This is a genomic window from Simiduia sp. 21SJ11W-1 (assembly GCF_024138675.1).
Classification (GTDB): domain Bacteria; phylum Pseudomonadota; class Gammaproteobacteria; order Pseudomonadales; family Cellvibrionaceae; genus Simiduia.
Window position 1 is genome coordinate 105495 of record NZ_CP090959.1, and the last position, 17616, is coordinate 123110.

Here is a 17616-nt window from a genome sequence, read left to right on the forward strand (position 1 = left end):
TAGATGGCACCAAAAAAGCGTAGGCTCACAGGCCCAATCTGCTATAACAGGGCCTGAAATTCAATGGAGCAAGCAAAATGATAGGCTATGTAACCGTAGGAACACAGGATTTAAACCGCGCAGCGGCCTTTTACGATGCGCTCTTGGGCGAGCTGGGCGCCAGCCGCATGATGGAGGGCGAACGCCTGATAGCCTGGACGGCCGGGCCCAAGTCACCGGGCTTTTGCGTGGCTCTGCCCTTTGATGGCCAGCCAGCAAGTGCGGGCAATGGCACCATGGTGGCCTTTGCCGTTAACTCCCCCGCCGAGGTAGAGGCCCTGCACGCTAAAGCCCTGGGGCTTGGCGCCACAGATGAAGGCGCGCCCGGACCCCGCAGCGATGGCGCCTTTTACTGCGCCTACTTTCGCGATTTGGATGGCAACAAATTCAATGCGTTTTGCATGGGCAGCTAGCAGCCGTTGCAGTTCTGCTGCCTGAGCCCTTACCCAGCGCGGTAGAACTCCACATAAAATTGCACGGTGCCCAAGGGTTTTACCTGGTGCAGTATTTGCGGTTCCACCACGCCGAACCGCGCAGGTGTTAGCACCAGGGTTTCTGTTTCAGGCTCGTTGATGGTGTATTCAAGCTCACCCTCTAGCACGACTATTTTTCCCCAGGCGCCGGCCTTGGTTTGGTGCTCTTTCAAAAGGCCCGCCGGCACCGTGGTTTCAGAAAATACCGGCGTTTTCTTATAGGCAACAAGGTGCTCGGGTAAGGTTTTCACAATAATTCCTTATAAATGCGCGGGCTCAGTAGGTTGAATTGGGTGCAATATCGTCGTGAATCTCGCCGTACACTTCCTCCGGGTCTACCCCGTTTATCAAAAGTGTTTCACGCACAGAATCTATGTGGGCCAACACTTTTTCATAGCGCTCGCCGTATTCATACTTGGTGACTTCAATGCGGTTCGGCATATAGCTAAAGGCAATTTTCAAAGCCTGTAATTCTTCCGGTGTCATGCTTGATTCCTTTTGGTTGCTCGGGGCATTAAATTTGGCCTGCGTCTGCAGGTATAACGAAGGCCTCTGCAATGGGGTTTTTGCTGCTGGATTTATCAATAGGTTGTGCCGTTAGCGGCAGGCGCAGTTGCGATACCAAAAACGGTTGCAGCGAAGTGGTATCGGTAAGTGCCGGGTTAAGCCATTGCTGCATGTCAGCCAGCTGATGTTGATTAAATATCAATGGCAGGGATTTTCTGTGAATGCCTTCAAGTTTAGGGTGGCCTGCCAAGGTAATAATAGAGGCAGAGGTAACAGTCTCACCGGTTTGCGCGTGCGCCCAACGTTTGTAAAGGCCGCCAAAGCAAAAGGCTTCGCCTTCAAACTGCAGCTGGTGTGGGCGCTTGCCATCCTGGCTTTCAACAAAGCTTGTGGCAGGTATTAAACAGCGGCTGATTTTGAACTCGCGCTTTTTCGGCAGCTGCGCCCAATTGGTATTGATAGACCAATAGCGCGGGTGCGGCTTAAACCCCGTTGCCGTGGGCTCCAGATACAAGTGCCACAGTGCATCTTGCACCATTGGCCCCTCCCCGTTGCCGGTAATAATGCTGATGGGGTTACAAGGCGCGCAATCAGCACTGTAGCGCAATTGGCTATCATCCAAGCCCAGATCACGCATCAGCGAAATTACCGCTGGCGACTGAATAAGGTTAAAGCGTCCACACATGGTATTTGAAGTGTTGTGAGTAGGTGGGTGTAGGTTACCTTATTTGAAGGCGCTGGTGTGCGGGGCCTGAGGGCGGGAATTGATTCCGATGCCCTTATAGCGCCGCTCTTTCGCGGTTCGTTTGTATCGCGATACTGCCGTGTCGCTACCTAAGCTGCTCAAAACCTTAAAAATAATTGGTCTAATTTTCTACCTGTGCGGGAGCCGGCCGCATTGCCAAAAAACGGCTTGAACTGCAATTTTGCTAAAAGAAAAAAGCAAGGGAAAATTGCTCTCTCCTAATTGGTCTGATTTTGGCGCGCGCCATTTAGGCCAGGGTAAATGGCATCGCTTGAATCAAAAGGATTATGAGGTATATTTCAAAAGTATCGCAAAATGTATGGCTGAATTGCACCGCTTTGAATTGCGGGTTGATTTACGCGATATCTAATCATTGCGCGCTCAATTTTAGCGCTCGGAAGCTCATCGAAAATAGCGGATCACTATGCTTAAAACCATGCTCGCTGTAGGGATTTCGCTTTACTGTTTGGCGGCAACTACGCCTGCTTTGGCAGCAGAGCCGCGCTGGCGGGCGGACCTTGACGAGGCAGACATCGTTGAAAAAAACCTGGCAGTATTCGCGCGCATTAACGGCGAGCCCACCGGGTATAAATTATCAAAGCTGGAATCAGATCCGCGAGTTGCCAAGATCGAGCTGGATAACGGCTTCTATCTATACTTATTCTCGAAGGTGGTTGGTAACCAGCAAATGTATTACTTCTATACGGGTGATAACCAAAGTATGGAAGTTTTTAATGATATAGGTGGCGATGCTACCTACAAGTTTATGGGGCATGATCGGCATAGATATGAAGTGAAAGCCTCAATAGGCGATGGCCGTTAACTCGGTTGTCGTAGCGGTAGCGGGAAAGTTAGTAAACTAAATAGTCAAAAAGAAGGAATTAAACATGATAAAGATCATCGCCGCATCAGCCCTAGTGGCTCTCTCTTCTGTTGCGTTTGCAGAGAAATCTGATGTGCTCTCTATGGAAATTCAAGATGGCAAGCTCTCGGAAGCTGTTGCACTGGTTAACGGTTACTGCCAGGGCATTGTAGACACCGTTGAAGTAAAAAATCCCAATGAAGTGCTCTCACTAAAACTAGAAAACATTTCCTGCAAAGACGCAGCCAGTTTACTGACAGCCTACGATGCAGGTAAGGCATAGGAAAATCGAAAAACGGCCAGGCCCATCACCGGCTTGCCGGTGATGGGCCGCATTGCTGTGACTGAAAAAATCCATAATGTCAGAGGGAATTCCTCTTCAACGCCTGCTTTGGCCTAGTGCATTTCTCCCGCCAAGCGGCCTTTTAAGGCCTCCCGGTAATTTCTTGAGCATTTGACTGCTTGCCCATCGCCCATAGATAAATGGGGTTATGGATCAACGACACTGCCCCTATTGATCAACAATCAGCCTTCGCCCACTTCACCGTGCAGGCACAGTAATCACTAACGGCCTTGGCGTTGAAAAGCCGCCACTAGCACTGGTAGTCAAGCCTACTAGGTGCGTGCAATGTAAATATTGGGTATATCTATCCCGTTGTTCTCATTAAGATTAGCGCGCCTAACTGTCTAGATAACGCATCACATGTAATAAATTCCTTGCCTCACATGTAATATTCTGTATATTACATGTAACACGTGTGAGAGAGCTGTCATGAAAGCCAAATCTTCGGCCCACTACCAGCGGGAGTTCAGAAAGCGCCTGCGGGAGATGGGTTTGGTAAAGAAAGAAGTATGGATACGTCCGGAGTACGCCAAGCAATTGCAGGCTATTGAAAAGCAATTGCGCGAACCCGGCATGAACCCCAATGCAGGAGTTATGGATATGGAAGAAAGGGCAAACAGTTGGTCTACTGCCGAGTTGCATAAGGCGCTAGGTGGCTCCGGTTTGAATGCGGAAGTGGAATTCATTGACGGCGTTGAGCCGGCTATTCACCTAAGCATGAATGACTATGGCGACTTACCGGTGTTTTTAACGGTGGTGGGCGATCAGGTTATTGTGGAATCTGTGCTTTGGTCGGTGAACGATGTGCAGGATGTGCACGCATTCAATGAAACAGTATTGCGCACCCATAAGTACTTTCCGCTTTCCACTGTGAGTTTAGATAACCTGGGTGACGATGGTGATTACTACCATATGTTTGGTGCACTCAGTGCCACCTCCAGTTTACAAAATATTATTTTTGAAATTGAAGTGTTGGCAAGTAATGTTATTCAGGCCACCGAGGCCTATAGCGAACATCTTAAATAAGGCGAGGTGGTTTATGAATATCTGGGCAAAAATGATGACCGCCCTCAAAGGTGGCATTAACGAAGCTGGTGAAGCAGTTGTAGATAGCCAGGCGCTAAGAATTTTGGATCAGGAGCTGCGCGACGCTTCAGAGGCGTTAAAGCAAAGTAAAGACAGCTTGGCCGAAATTATTGCGCGCGAGAAACTTGCACGCCAAAAAGGCAAAGATCTATCGGCCAAAATCGAAGAACACGAAGGTTATGCCCTCAAGGCGCTGGAAAAAGGTGATGAGCCGCTGGCCCAGGAAGTTGCTATAAAAATAGCCGACCTGGAAAATCAGCTAGCGCAGGAGCAGGAGGCCGAGGCAGATTTCAAAGCTAACGCCGATAAGCTTCGCCAGGTTATCGCGCAAACGGAAATGAATCTAAAGCGCATGAAGCAGCAGGTAGACACTGTAAAAGCTACCGAAAATGTACAGCGTGCACAGGCAGCTGTAGCTGAACGCCATAGCGGCTCTCACTCAAAAATGCGCACAGCAATGGATTCTTTGGAGCGCATCAAGGAAAAGCAGGCGCTTAAGGCCGCGCAAATGGCAGCAGCGGAAGAAATGAGCGAAAGTAGCGCTGATGCCTCACTGCAGGAAAAGCTTGAAAAGGCTGGAATCGCTGGCAGTGCAAAAAGTGCAGACGACGTACTGGCACGGCTAAAAGCAAAGAAAGCATAGCTAAACGCGCACTAATCTAAACAGGGAGAGGAGACAGGGTATGTTTGCAATATTGTTATCGGAGAAGATGGATCCGTTCTACCAGAATATTGCCTCTTTCCCCACGTTCATTTTCACCTTCTTTTTATTGCTAACAGTGCTCTACTGGCTGGTTGCAGTACTGGGGTTTGTCAGTATCGATGTGCTGGATTTTGATATCCCCGATATCGACGGCGACCTCAATTCCGGCAGCCTCAAGGACATGAGTACACCGGATGTGCTGGCGGGATTGATGTTAAAGTTTGGCCTGCACGGTGTGCCGGTGACTATCATCATTTCGCTGGTATCACTGGTGGGATGGTTGATCTCTTACTATGCCACCCATTTTCTTATCGCCTGGATTGATCCGGGTGTGTTCCGCTACCTCTTGGGCTTACCTATCTTGGTGGGTGCTTTGTGGGGTGCCGTTATGATTACCTCACAACTCATTAAACCATTGCGCCCATTGTTCTTGAATGCCCGCCAGCAAACCAAAACCTATGTTATCGGTCAGACGGCGATTATTCGCTCGAGCTATGCCGATCACAGCTTCGGCGAGGCCATCTTGTCTGATGGCGGGGCCGGCCTGCTACTTAATGTGCGTGCCGATGAAGGCGTGCGTTTTCAAACCGGTGATCGGGTGGTCATTATCAGCCACGACGAAGCCACTAATCTCTACCGGATTGTTTCGGAACAAGAATTTTCCGGTATGTAATTAATCAGTTAACAAAGGGAGTGTTTTCAATGGCTGATTTATCCGTGCTGATGCCTGTAATTACAGGCGTAGGTATATTTTTCGTAGTACTTATGGGGCTCGCAGCGCTGTTCAAGGCTTTCTATGTAAAGGTTGAGCAGGGTGTGGCGTTGATCGTTAACGACATGACGTCAAAGCCAAAAGTCCATTTTACCGGCGCCTTGGTTTACCCGATCATCCACAAAAAAGAGCTGATGCGTATTTCGCTGATCACGCTTGAGGTTGATCGTAGGGGCAAAGACGGCCTGATTTGCCGCGATAACATGCGTGCAGATATCACAGTTGCCTTCTACTTGCGCGTTAATGAAACCGCAGAAGACGTCCTGAAAGTTGCCAAGTCGATTGGTGCAGACAGAGCGTCTGATCGAGAGGCAGTAAACCAGCTATTCAACGCAAAATTCTCTGAAGCGTTAAAAACAGTTGGTAAACAAATTGAATTCGTCAATTTGTTTGAAAACCGCATGGAATTCCGCGAAAAAATAGTGGCGGTAATTGGCCAAGATCTTAATGGCTATGTGCTGGAAGATGTCGCCATCGACTACCTTGAGCAAACGCCAAAATCCTCTCTTGATCCCAGCAACATCATGGATGCAGAGGGTATCAAGAAAATTACCGAGCTTACAGCATGCCAGAATGTACGCACCAATGAACTTGAGCGTGATGAAGAGCTTGCCATAAAGAAGAAAAATGTAGAAACCGTTGAGGCTATGCTGGCGCTGGAGCGCCAGGAATCAGATGCAAAAGCCAAGCAGGAGCGGGAAATTGCTACCATCCGCGCCCGCGAAGAAGCGGAAACCAAAAAGGTTCAGGAAGAAGAGCGTCTGCGGGCCGAAAGCACCTCTATTCAAGTGAATCAGGAAATTTCAGTTAAAACCCAAAACCAGCAGCGTGAAATTGAAGTGGCAGCACAAAACCGTCTGCGTGCAGTCGCCATTGAAGAAGAAAAGGTTACGCGGGCTCGGGATTTGGAAATTGTTGCGCGTGAACGTGAAGTAGAGATCCAGCGAATTGAGGCTGAAAAGGCGCTGGAAGTAGAGCGTAAGGAAATCGCCAACGTAATTCGTGAGCGTGTAGCAGTAGACAAAACTGTTGCAATTGAAGAAGAGCGCATTAAAGAAGTGCGTGAAGTCTCAGAAGCGGATCGCCGCAAGCAAACCCAGGTGCTTGATGCAGAGGCCCGGGCCGAAGAAGAGAAGGTCAAGCAAGTTAAGGCTGCGGAAGCGGAAGAAATTTCAGCCAAACACAAAGCCGTAGAGATCACCACCTTGGCACAAGCCAATCTGGAATCTGCAACTAAAGAAGCGGAATCCAAGAAGAAGCTGGCTGAAGGTATTCAGGCTGAGCGTTCGGCGCCCGGTCTTGCAGATGCAACCGTAATCAGAGCCAAAGGTGATGCCGAGGCAGACGCCTTGCGTGGTACCGGTATTTCAGAGGCTGAGGTGATTGCAGCCAAAGGTGAATCTCAAGCGGCTGCCCAGCGCCAGATTGGCTTGGCGCAAGCAGAAGTTACGCGCGAGCAATTCAAGGCCGAGGCAGATGGCCTGGTTGATAAGTTCAACGCCATGAACAGCATGAGTGATCAGGCTCGCGAGCACGAAGAGTTCCGCATGGGTCTGGAAACCGCGCTTAAAGAGGCCATGGCCTCTATTGAAGCAGGTAAAGACATTGCGCGCGAAAATGCGGAAGTACTGGCAACGGCACTTCAGCGTGCGAAGATCGACATCGTGGGTGGTGAGGAGCATTTCTTCAATAACTTTGCGAAATCCCTGTCTATCGGCAAGGCCATTGATGGCCTGGCAGAAAAGAGTGGTACCTTGCAGGCCATCCTGGGCAAATTAATGGAGCCCAAAGATGTAGTGGCAACCTCTGCTCAAGCCAAGGCAGAAGACGCCCAAGCTTGATTGCCGAGCGGGTGCAGCCTGGCGCTGCACCCGCAACGCGCACCGATTGATACATTAAGGGAATTCCATGGCTAAGGAAGAAATGGCAGCAGCCGAGAACCGTGTGGATGACGCAGTCGCGGCCGGCGGCGCCTATGAGGTGATCCGCAAGCGGTTAACCGAACAAGGGCAAAAGCTAAAGGCATTTACCGACTCGCTAAATCACGCCCGCACTGAAGAATTTGGTTCTACCGAAATGCAGGTGTTGGCCCGCACCCGCGTACGTACCGAAAACAACAGTATCGCAAGGGACATGGTTCAGGTAGGGCCATACTTGCTATTTGGCTATAACGTTTTTATCGGCCTTAAAAAAGAAGTGCGAGTTGATGACGTGTTTGAGCTCTACCGGCTTGAACAGAAGGGCGACGAAATCGCGCTTGCACCGCAACTCAAAGAAGGCACCTTTCTGGCAGACAGAGGTTTTGTCAGCGATTTTGAAGAGTTGTACCGCTACTACAAGCACACGCGTCTGGTTGAACTCGCAGTTAAAAACGGCAAGCTGCTGGCAGGCTTTCAGATTGGGGAAAAGCTGGAAGACATTCGTGTATTTCGCTGGGCATTGTCGGCAGATCAAAAAACACTGACCTACATTGATAATCGCGGAGAACGCGACATCCAGTTGCCGCCGGCCTACGACTTTGAATGGATTAGAACTACCCGTGAGCACAGCGTTCACGGTAAGCACCCGCACGTAAATATCGAAGATACGGTGTTTGTGGAAACAGTGGGCGGCGATCTTACCATCAAAGTTGAAAACAACACCGAAGACGGCTTGGGGATCTATCGCGAGCCGGTGGAAGACAAAACCCAATCACTCGATGATGCGGAAATCTACTACGCGCGTGTTGGCAAATTAATACTGCTGAAAATTCTGCCCTACCGCGAGCAGGCATGGCGCTTTTTTATCTTCAATACACTCACCGAAACTGTCGTTCGACAGGATGCCTTGGCGGGTTCCTGTGTGCAGTTGCCGGAAGATCACGGTGTGATATTCCCCGGCGGTTACTACCTGGAAAGCGGTGAAACCAAGTTGTTTGATCAGGTGGATGAAGGCTTCCGCTTCAAGCGACGGGTTAAATCGCCAAACGGCGAAGACGTACTCTACTGCTTTTACGAGCCGGAAAGTGGCCGATTGGTATTGCTTTCGTACAACCTGATTGAAAAATCCCTGCGCAACCCGCTGGTGTGTAATGGCTACGCGCTGGCAGACAACGGGCGCTTGGTAATTTTTAACGCAGAGGCCGAGCCTACGCGCGTGCACCCCATGCAGGTGTGGGAGACGCCGTTTATTTCCGAGGAATACGCAAGCCAGGCGCCGCCCAGCCAGAGCTTTCTGGGCAACATCGGCAACGCCGCAGTGGTGCGCGGCGTGTCTGACCTCTACTCCCTTTGCAAAATGATTGCACAGCAATCTGTCTCACGTACCAGTTATGAAGAACTGATTGGCGCCTCCGGCCGTGTATTCGATGATCACTACTGGTTGGACGACGCCCAGGTAGAGGGCGTTGCTGCCACCGTGCGCGAAATCCAATCAACCGCAGAGCTCGTGATTGATGAATTCGTTAAGGTGCAGTCTATTCAGGCGGCCTCGTCAAAAGCTTTGCAAGAGGCGCAAACGGAAACACGCGAACTGCTGGAGTCCATTCGCGCAGACGAATGGCACACAACAGACGAATTTGTGGCAGCGCTATTAAAAGTGCGCCAGCAACGCGGCCACTTAATTTCCCTTAAAGAGCTTCGCTACATCAACCTGGATGCACTCTCAAGCCTAGAGCAGCAATTGGTAGACAAGGAGCAATTGCTACAAGAGCAGACTCTGGGCTTTTTGGCGGGTGATTCAGCACTGGCCCCCTACGAAGCAAAGATAGATGAATACGAAGCCGCTGCCGCCGCTTTGGAGACAGGGGCGCAAGCGCAGGTGTTACTCGCCGATATCGATGAATCTTCTGCGCAACTGGATTTGTTGTCAGAAATGATGGCGAGTCTTTCAGGCGGTGATGTAAATGCCACTACGCGCATTGTGGAAAACATTTCGCTGGTTTACGCCTCGCTGAACCAATGCAAAGCGCGCGCGCGCAACAAAGCCAAGTCGCTGGGGCTGTCTGAGGCGGTGGCGCAGTTTTCGGCGCAGTTCAAGTTGCTGAGCCAGGGTGTGGCCAACGCCTTAAGTATGGCCACCACACCTGATAAATGTGACGAGCAACTATCGCGTTTGCTGGTGCAGTTAGAGGAGCTGGAAGGCCAGTTCGGCGAGCACGATCAGTTTCTGACAGATATTCTCAGCAAGCGTGAAGAAATCTACGACGCTTTTGAATCCCACAAGCAGCAGCTGCTGGACGAGCAACAAAAACAATCCCAGGCGGTGGCAGATGCGGCCTATCGGGTGATTGAAAGCCTCGGCAAGCGCAGCCAGAAATTTACCAAGGCCGACGAGCTCAATACCTTTTTCGCGTCTGACCCTTTGGTGCTGAAGGTTCGTGAATTTGCGCAGCGCCTACGCGATTTAAACAACCCCGTAAAGGCCGACGATGTTGAATCCAAGTTCAAGGCCTTGGTGGATCAGGCCAAGCGCGGCTTGCGCGATAAATCCGACATCTACGAGGCCGATGGCAGCATCATTAAATTAGGGCCAAGGCATCGCTTTTCGGTTAACAAGCGCAACCTGGATCTCACTATTATTCCACGGGAAGACTCGCTTGCGATTCATTTAACCGGCACAGATTACTTTGATGTTATTGATGATGAACAGCTCAATGCGCTGAAGCCCTTCTGGAATCTAAGCCTGGGCTCTGAAACCGCCGATGTCTACCGCGCAGAATACCTGGCCTATTGCGTTTATCAGGCGATCCAGGCGGGCGAATACGACGACGCAACTTTAATGCAGGTGCGCACCGATGAATCCGCGCTTTTGAAACTGGTGCGCGACTACGCCACGCCCCGTTACAAAGAGGGCTATGAAAAAGGCATTCACGATCACGACGCCTGCAAAATCTTACATGCCTTGCTTGCCGTATTAGACACGGCAGACACCTTGCGCTATTCGCCCAAGGCGCGGGTGCTGGCCCAATATTTTGTTGCCTCGCTTGCGCCAAAATCAGAGCAGCTGGGTCACTGGCAGGTCCGTGCGCGGGCCGGTTTGTCGATGCGCGAGCGGCTGCAAAGCCGTGCGGCAACCCAATTGCTGGTGGAAGATTTGCAGCGCGCAATGGCCCAGTTCGCACAGGATACGGGCATCTTGCCCGAGCATGTGACAGAGGCAGCCGAGTACCTGGTAGCTGAATGTGAGGCGCAGGTTCTGCAGTTTGCCACCAGCCGATACGGTTCCGAGTTACTGGCGCTTTTTACCGCAGCCATGGGCGACCAGGCCATGGCCGAGCTGCGTGCTGCGGCAAAGCCCCTTTGCCTTAAAGATCAGGTGGCAATGGTGTCGAGTTGGGTGTCGGCCGTGATTGGCAAGGAGGGCAAGCAACACCTGCTGCACTACAGCGTGGAGTGCGTTGCGTTGTTTTTACTGCAGCAAAAGCTGGCGCACAGGGAGCTATCCGTTGAGTTGAATATCAACGTTGCCGGGCTTTTGGGTGATCATCGTCGCATCAGTGAAGGCGCCATGTGGCTAATGCCCGACGAGTTTTTTTCGCGCGTGCGCAACCACCATGAGGTGGTTAAACCCGGCTATGAAAATTATTTGAAAATCCGCGCAGATATTGCCGAGCGCGAAAAGCGCTCGCTACGCCTGGATAGCTTCAAAGCGCGCCCGCTTACCTCTTTTGTGCGCAACCGGCTGATCAATGAATCTTACCTGCCCCTGATTGGCGATAATCTGGCCAAACAGATGGGCACAGTTGGCGAAAACAAGCGCACAGACTTAATGGGCTTGCTGATGATGATCTCGCCGCCCGGCTACGGCAAGACCACGTTGATGGAATATGTGGCCAGCCGCCTGGGCCTGATCTTCATGAAGATCAACTGCCCGTCGCTGGGGCATGATGTTTTGTCGCTGGATCCCGAGCAGGCCCCCAATGCCACTTCGCGCAAAGAGCTGGAGAAACTCAATTTGGCGCTGGAGATGTCTAACAACGTAATGCTGTACCTGGACGACATTCAGCACACGCATCCGGAGTTCTTGCAGAAATTCATCTCGCTTTGTGACGGCACCCGGCGCATTGAAGGTGTGTGGAAGGGCGATACCAAAACCTACGACATGCGCGGCAAAAAATTCTGCGTGGTCATGGCCGGTAACCCCTACACCGAATCCGGTGAGGTATTCAAAATTCCCGACATGCTGGCCAACCGTGCGGATATTTATAATCTGGGTGACATTCTTGGCGGTATGGATGAGCAGTTTGGCTTGAGCTATATCGAAAACGCCATGACATCCAATCCGGTGTTGGCGCCGCTGGCAACCCGCGATCTAAAAGACCTGTATAAATTTGTGCGCATGGCGCAAGGTGAAGAGGTTGCCACTACCGATTTGTCGCACGAATACAGCGGCAGCGAGGTGGCAGAGATCACAGGCGTGCTGCGCAACATGTTGCGCGTGCGCGATGTGGTACTGCGGGTAAATCAGGAGTACATCGCCTCGGCCGCCAAGGATGACAAATACCGCACCGAGCCACCATTCAAGTTGCAGGGTAGCTACCGCAACATGAATAAAATGACTGAAAAACTGTCTGCGGTAATGAATGAGCAGGAAATCAATCAGATGATAGCCGATCACTATGTGGGTGAGGCCCAGCTGCTCACCACCGGTGCAGAAGCCAACTTACTCAAGCTCTCAGAAATCCGTGGCCTGCTCACAGCCGAGCAGCAAGCCCGATGGGATGCCATCAAAAAAGATTTTATGCGTAATAAATCCCTGGGTGGCGATGATGCGGATACCGGTATGAAACTGGTGGCGCAACTGACCGACATCACCGAGGTGCTGGCGCAGCTCAATGCCTCTGTGGCAGAAGTGAAAACCCGTGCGCCCGAGAAAGACAATGGCCGTGACCCGTCTGCTCAGCTGCTGGCAAAAGGGATGGTGCGCATCGCTCATAGCATCAAGTCGATTGCACCCCAGGTTCAGGTGGTCAATGAGCCGGTGCCGGGCCTTGAGCAAATACTGACAACCCTGGCCAATACCCTGGAGCACAGTATTTTCCCTCTGGTACGCAATATGGATAAAAAGCTGGAAATTGATTTGCGCACGCACGACAGGATGCAAGACGTATCCAACCAACTGCGTGCACTGGCCGATCAATTGCCCACAAAACAATAGGAGTAGCTTATGAATTGTACAGCCTGTAGTACAGGGCAGCTGGCCCCCTGTTTTCTGGAGCCCGGCCTGCGCGCCCACGAATGCAATCATTGTGGTGGCCACTGGCTCTACGTTGAAGATGTGGTGCAATGGAAAGCCGGCGGCGGAAAGCTCGGCGAGTTGGATCAGATGCCCGAAGTGGAAGAAACAGCTTCTGCGCTCACTTGCCCGGTTACCGGCCGGTTGATGCAAAAATACCGCATCGTTTCCGGCTCCAGTCACAAGCTTGATTACTCCCCGCACACGGGCGGGCTTTGGTTAGACAAGGGTGAGTGGTCTCTGTTAAAAGAATACGCATTGGCCGGCAGCGTAGGCAATATTGTAACCGAGCATTGGCAGCGCAAGATTCGCACCGAAGATGCCAAAGCCTCGTTAGAGGCCGTGTACAGGCGGAAATTTGGCGAAGCAAACTACCGAAAGCTTGCAGAAATTCGCAACTGGCTGGCCGATCAGGAAAACTGCGCCGAAATGCGCGCGTTTCTGCTCGCACGGGATCCCTACTCTGGGCGCTGAGTTTGATCGAGCGTAGTTAAGCTCATGCCAGACTGTGCTCATGGCCTAGGTAGCAGGCCTATGGAAAATTTTTGAAATAGATTTTTAATTTTAATTAAGGAAAAAGTTATGTCTGAACCCAGAGATTATTTGGAAATCACCTATAAATCGATTAACTGCTTTGCCAATGATGGCAAGCTCGATGCGGGAGAATTAGGCAAGTTGCTGGCCATTGCCGAGCGCGATGGCGTTATCGACGAAAACGAAAAGCGCGTTTTGCGCGCCATTGTCAAGCGTGTTAACCCTTCTGAAATCGATGCGGACATGCAGAATAAGCTTGTGGAGCTATCTGAAAAGATTGCAGATTAATTTGCGTGAGGGCGTATAGGCTTTGGGCTTTCTTACCATTTGGAATTCACCTTCGCCTTTACTGCCGCATGAACGGATCATAAGCCTGATTGAAAAAAGGAGAAAGCGTTGCCTGCATGGAAGCTGGTAGTTAAGTGCTAAGGCTATCTAATAATTGTTACGATCTTCATGGTTGTAATGCCATTTAGTAAATCTTCAACGTTTTACGTAGCTCTATCGATGATTTTGAACTTTCTTATTATGTTTAGAATCATGTGGCAATACCATGTTCATAACCCCTACGAAATATCCAATAAGTATTCGGTTGTTCTGATAGTCGGAATATCAGCACTTGATGTTTTGGTTATAATGTTTTCAAAGAGATGGGACCTAATGTTTGGCATTGCGGGGCTTCAAAAGTATGAATTAATTCTTTTGGAGTTTTTCGTTAACTTTATTATGCTCGCGGTAGCATATTCTTTAACAAAAAAGTTTCATAGTTCAACTGTGAGCGCCAGAGGTTGAGCGGCCAGACAGCAACCCGACACCGAGGCCAGTAGAGTTCAAATTGAACTGGCGACGGATCGATGACTCTCATGCTATTGATTATGACCGTGTTGACTAGGCCAGGCCCATCACCAGATCGCCGGTGATAGGCCGCATTGCTGTCAATTAGTGGGGTCAATTAGTGGGGTCAGATGAAACTTAAGGCGCGCATTTCATCCTTGTATAAGCCGCCAGCGCTTAGCTAAACTTCAGATCACTGTTTCGGTTAAAAGGACTTGACCATGGCAAGACTTCGTCGGATTAGCCCTTTGGGCATTCCCCAGCATATTGTGCAGCGCGGCAACAATCGGCAGGTTTGCTTTGCCTCAGAGCAAGACCTGGCGGCATACGTCAACTGGCTGGAAGAATATGCCGGGCAATTCGGTGTGTCGGTTCACGCTTGGGTTCTAATGACCAACCATGTGCACCTGCTGGTTACCCCGAAAAAGGAAGGCGGCGTTTCAAGTATGATGCAGGCTGTAGGGCGGCGATATGTCAGGTACTTTAATCGAGAACATCGCAGAACCGGTACGTTATGGGAGGGCCGCTTTAAAGCCAGTCTGGTTCAATCAGAGGTCTATCTGTTGGCCTGCCAGCGATACATTGAATTAAATCCCGTAAGAGCGGGTATGGTCAGCGATCCGGCTGACTATGTCTGGTCGAGCTATCAGGCACATGCCTTGGGTAAATCGATAAAAGTGCATTCGCCCCATAGTGAGTATCTAAAGTTGGGTGAAGAGGCTAGTAAGCGACAGAGCTCATACAGGGCATTATTTGATGCGCATGTTGAGTGCAGACTTATTGAGGATATCCGTGCCGCAGTAAACAAGGGCATGGCGTTGGGTGATACACGATTTAAAGATGAAATCGAGCGTCTGCATGGGCGACGGGTTCGGCCTGCAACTATGGGTCGACCCGTGATTGAAGTGCCATAAGTTTCATCTGACCCCACAATGTTTGACCCCACAATGTTGCAACTAATACGGCTGAGTTCTTAATTCAAGGGCGCGCCAAAGCCTCAGATATTATTAAGACAAGATCAGCGCTACCGTTAGAAGGAAATAAAGGTGGTCTACCTGAGCTTATTGTCGACCCGAAAAACGTAAACATAACTGATTTTTCAGTATTTAAACCGTAGGTTGTATGGATGGAAAATAAATACGCAGGTATGACCGTTAATGAACGTCTCTATGTAAGTGGATTGATGGGTGAATTTGATGAGGCGGTTGAAAATAAAGATACTGAAAAGGTTCGTTCTATACTTGAAAAGGTAGAACTTACAGAAGAGTCGATAAAGCCTATTTTAGATAAATTAGAGATGAAATAGAGTGGTATTCCTCCCAGTATATAACAGGGTCAAAAAGTAGAATTTTCTCGTAACCTATGCGCAGGAGATTCTGCATGAAAACATCGAAGTACAGCGACAGCCAGATCCTGGACATCCTCAAACAAGCCTACCCCCTCTCCTGCTTACCGCTACTTCTTCCCCCCCAACATATCCAACAAACTCCCCAAAGTCGCGCTGCCCTGGGCGCGGTTGGCGTCTGGGTTGTGTTGGCCCATGCCTTCCCAAATTACGTCTTCTTCGGGCAGTTCATCCAAAAAGCGCGAGTAGGAGGTTTCGATAATTTCGCCGTATTGCTTGCGCTTGCCGGCCCAGGTCATGGTGAGGGTTTTTTGGGCGCGGGTGATGCCTACGTAAGTGAGGCGGCGCTCTTCTTCGATGTTGTCTTCTTCAATGCTTGTGCGGTGCGGTAGCAGATCTTCCTCCATACCCACCATAAACACGTGCGGGTACTCCAAACCTTTGGAGGCGTGCAGTGTCATGAGCTGCACCTGGTCCAGCTCGTCTTCTTCGGCCTGGCGGTCCAGCATGTCGCGCAGCACGAGCTTGGCGATGGCGTCTTCAATGGTGATGTCTTCGCCGTCGGCTTTTTGCAGTATGGCTTTGATGGATTCCAATAAATACCACACGTTTTCCATGCGCTTTTCGGCCACTTTGGGGCTGGAGGCGTTTTGGTGCAGCCAGCCTTCGTAGTCGATGTCTTCCACCATTTGTTTCACGGCAGCTACCGGCTCCTCACCGCGGCACAATTGGCCAATGTGCGAGAGCCAGTGGCAAAAGCGTTGAATGCGTTCAAGGCTTGCGGCCGGCACGTGTTCGCTGAGGCCTATTTCATGGCAGGCGGCGAACATGCTGATATTGCGTTGATTGGCGTAGTGGCCCAATGCCTCCAGCGTGCTGGTGCCGATTTGCCGGCGCGGGGTGTTGATGATACGCAAAAATGCATTGTCGTCATCGGGGTTTACGATCAGGCGCAGGTAAGACATCACATCTTTGATTTCCGCGCGGGCAAAAAAACTGGTGCCACCAGAGATGGCGTAGGGAATCTGGTGGGCCTGCAGTTTGATTTCCAGCAAACGGGCCTGGTGGTTGCCGCGGTACAAAATGGCGAAGTCGCGGAATTTTATTTGTCGCTTAAGCCGCTGCGATAAAATCTCCATGGCCACGCGCTCGGCCTCGGCATCTTCATTGGCGCAGCGCAGCACGCGGATTTCTTCGCCCAGGCCCATTTCAGACCAGAGCGCCTTTTCAAATTCGTGCGGGTTGTGGGCAATCAGGTGGTTGGCCACGCGCAGAATGCGGCTGGTGGAGCGGTAGTTTTGTTCGAGTTTGATGAGCTCCAGCGACGGGAAATCTTTTTTCAATAAAAATAAATTTTCGGGGCGCGCGCCGCGCCAGGCGTAAATGGATTGGTCGTCGTCGCCCACCACGGTCAGCCCACCGCGATCGCCCACCAACAGTTTTACCAGCAGGTATTGGCTGGAGTTGGTGTCTTGGTATTCGTCTACTAACAGATAGCGGATTTTGCGCTGCCAGCGTGCGAGTACGTCTGGGTGTTCTGAAAACAATCGCACGGGCGTGAGAATCAGGTCGTCAAAATCCACGGCGTTGTAGGCTTTCAGGGCCTGGTTGTAGCGCCGGTAAATTTCCGCTATTTGCGCCTCGCCCTCGCTTTGGGCTTTGGAGGCGGCGATTTCGGGCACCGTTAAATCGTTTTTCCAGTTGGAGATCTGGTTGGCCACTAAGTCTAGGTGGTCGGAATCCAGGTCGCCGTCTTTGAGCATCAGCTCTTTTAACAAGGCGCGCGCGTCTTCGGCATCGAAAATAGAAAAGCCAGGTTTAAAGCCCAGCTGTTTGTGTTCGCGCCGGATGATGTTCAGGCCCAGATTGTGAAAGGTAGAAACCGTAAGCCCGCGTGCGGCGGCGCCCTTCACAAGCCCCCCTACGCGCTCTTTCATTTCACGGCTGGCCTTGTTAGTAAAGGTAACCGCGGCAATGTGGCGCGCGGGCATGCCGCACTCTTCAATGAGGTAGGCAATTTTGCGCGTGATTACGCTGGTTTTACCGGAACCGGCGCCGGCCAGCACCAGGCAGGGGCCGTCTATGTGCAGCACGGCCTCGCGTTGGCGCGGGTTTAATTTACTGACGTGTTTGGACACTCATTAACTCTCTTGGCGCC

16 protein-coding genes are annotated in these 17616 nt (G+C 51.0%); 12 read left to right on the top strand and 4 right to left on the bottom strand.

The features are described from left to right. Positions 1–77: 77 nt before the first annotated feature. Positions 78–452, top strand: a complete 375-nt coding sequence (locus L1F30_RS00555) for a VOC family protein (protein ID WP_253358245.1) — start codon at positions 78–80, stop codon at positions 450–452. A 29-nt stretch (positions 453–481) separates the two neighbouring features. Here L1F30_RS00555 and L1F30_RS00560 read toward each other — a convergent pair whose 3' ends face one another. The 3 genes from L1F30_RS00560 to L1F30_RS00570 are packed head-to-tail and all read right to left on the bottom strand — an operon-like array spanning position 482 to position 1656. Next, positions 482–763, bottom strand: a complete 282-nt coding sequence (locus L1F30_RS00560; RefSeq protein WP_253358246.1) for a DUF1971 domain-containing protein — start codon at positions 761–763, stop codon at positions 482–484. A gap of 25 nt (positions 764–788) precedes the next feature. Continuing rightward, positions 789–998: a penicillin-binding protein gene (locus L1F30_RS00565; RefSeq protein ID WP_253358247.1), complete on the bottom strand. Its 210-nt coding sequence runs from the start codon at positions 996–998 to the stop codon at positions 789–791. Between the two features lie 28 nt (positions 999–1026). Then, on the bottom strand, positions 1027–1656 hold the full coding sequence (locus L1F30_RS00570) for an SOS response-associated peptidase family protein (RefSeq protein ID WP_253358248.1): 630 nt from the start codon (positions 1654–1656) through the stop codon (positions 1027–1029). 532 nt (positions 1657–2188) lie between these two features. Here L1F30_RS00570 and L1F30_RS00575 point away from each other — a divergent pair. The 11 genes from L1F30_RS00575 to L1F30_RS00625 all read left to right on the top strand — a co-directional run bounded on the left by L1F30_RS00575 (position 2189) and on the right by L1F30_RS00625 (position 15419). Further along, on the top strand, positions 2189–2587 hold the full coding sequence (locus tag L1F30_RS00575) for a hypothetical protein (RefSeq protein ID WP_253358249.1): 399 nt from the start codon (positions 2189–2191) through the stop codon (positions 2585–2587). Positions 2588–2651: 64 nt separating this feature from the next. Further along, entirely contained in the window at positions 2652–2909 is a 258-nt protein-coding gene (locus L1F30_RS00580; RefSeq protein WP_253358250.1) for a hypothetical protein, read from the top strand. Between the two features lie 489 nt (positions 2910–3398). Further along, the gene (locus L1F30_RS00585; protein ID WP_253358251.1) at positions 3399–3995 is read left to right on the top strand and encodes a YjfI family protein; all 597 of its coding nucleotides are present in this window, start codon (positions 3399–3401) and stop codon (positions 3993–3995) included. 13 nt (positions 3996–4008) lie between these two features. Next, positions 4009–4698, top strand: coding sequence for a PspA/IM30 family protein (locus L1F30_RS00590; RefSeq protein ID WP_253358252.1), 690 nt, complete (start codon positions 4009–4011; stop codon positions 4696–4698). 40 nt (positions 4699–4738) lie between these two features. Further along, entirely contained in the window at positions 4739–5431 is a 693-nt protein-coding gene (locus L1F30_RS00595) for a DUF1449 domain-containing protein (protein WP_253358253.1), read from the top strand. 29 nt (positions 5432–5460) lie between these two features. Beyond that, positions 5461–7371, top strand: coding sequence for a flotillin family protein (locus L1F30_RS00600; protein WP_253358254.1), 1911 nt, complete (start codon positions 5461–5463; stop codon positions 7369–7371). Positions 7372–7438: 67 nt separating this feature from the next. After that, entirely contained in the window at positions 7439–12667 is a 5229-nt protein-coding gene (locus tag L1F30_RS00605) for a DNA repair ATPase (RefSeq protein ID WP_253358255.1), read from the top strand. 9 nt (positions 12668–12676) lie between these two features. Further along, complete coding sequence (locus L1F30_RS00610) at positions 12677–13219, top strand: zf-TFIIB domain-containing protein (RefSeq protein ID WP_253358256.1); 543 nt, start codon at positions 12677–12679, stop codon at positions 13217–13219. Between the two features lie 108 nt (positions 13220–13327). Then, a complete protein-coding gene (locus L1F30_RS00615; RefSeq protein WP_253358257.1) occupies positions 13328–13567 on the top strand; it encodes a hypothetical protein in 240 nt (79 codons plus the stop codon). A gap of 767 nt (positions 13568–14334) precedes the next feature. Then, positions 14335–15027: a transposase gene (locus L1F30_RS00620; protein WP_253358258.1), complete on the top strand. Its 693-nt coding sequence runs from the start codon at positions 14335–14337 to the stop codon at positions 15025–15027. Between the two features lie 212 nt (positions 15028–15239). After that, entirely contained in the window at positions 15240–15419 is a 180-nt protein-coding gene (locus L1F30_RS00625; protein ID WP_253358259.1) for a hypothetical protein, read from the top strand. 149 nt (positions 15420–15568) lie between these two features. Here L1F30_RS00625 and rep read toward each other — a convergent pair whose 3' ends face one another. Further along, complete coding sequence (gene rep, locus L1F30_RS00630; RefSeq protein WP_253358260.1) at positions 15569–17596, bottom strand: DNA helicase Rep; 2028 nt, start codon at positions 17594–17596, stop codon at positions 15569–15571. Positions 17597–17616: the final 20 nt, after the last annotated feature.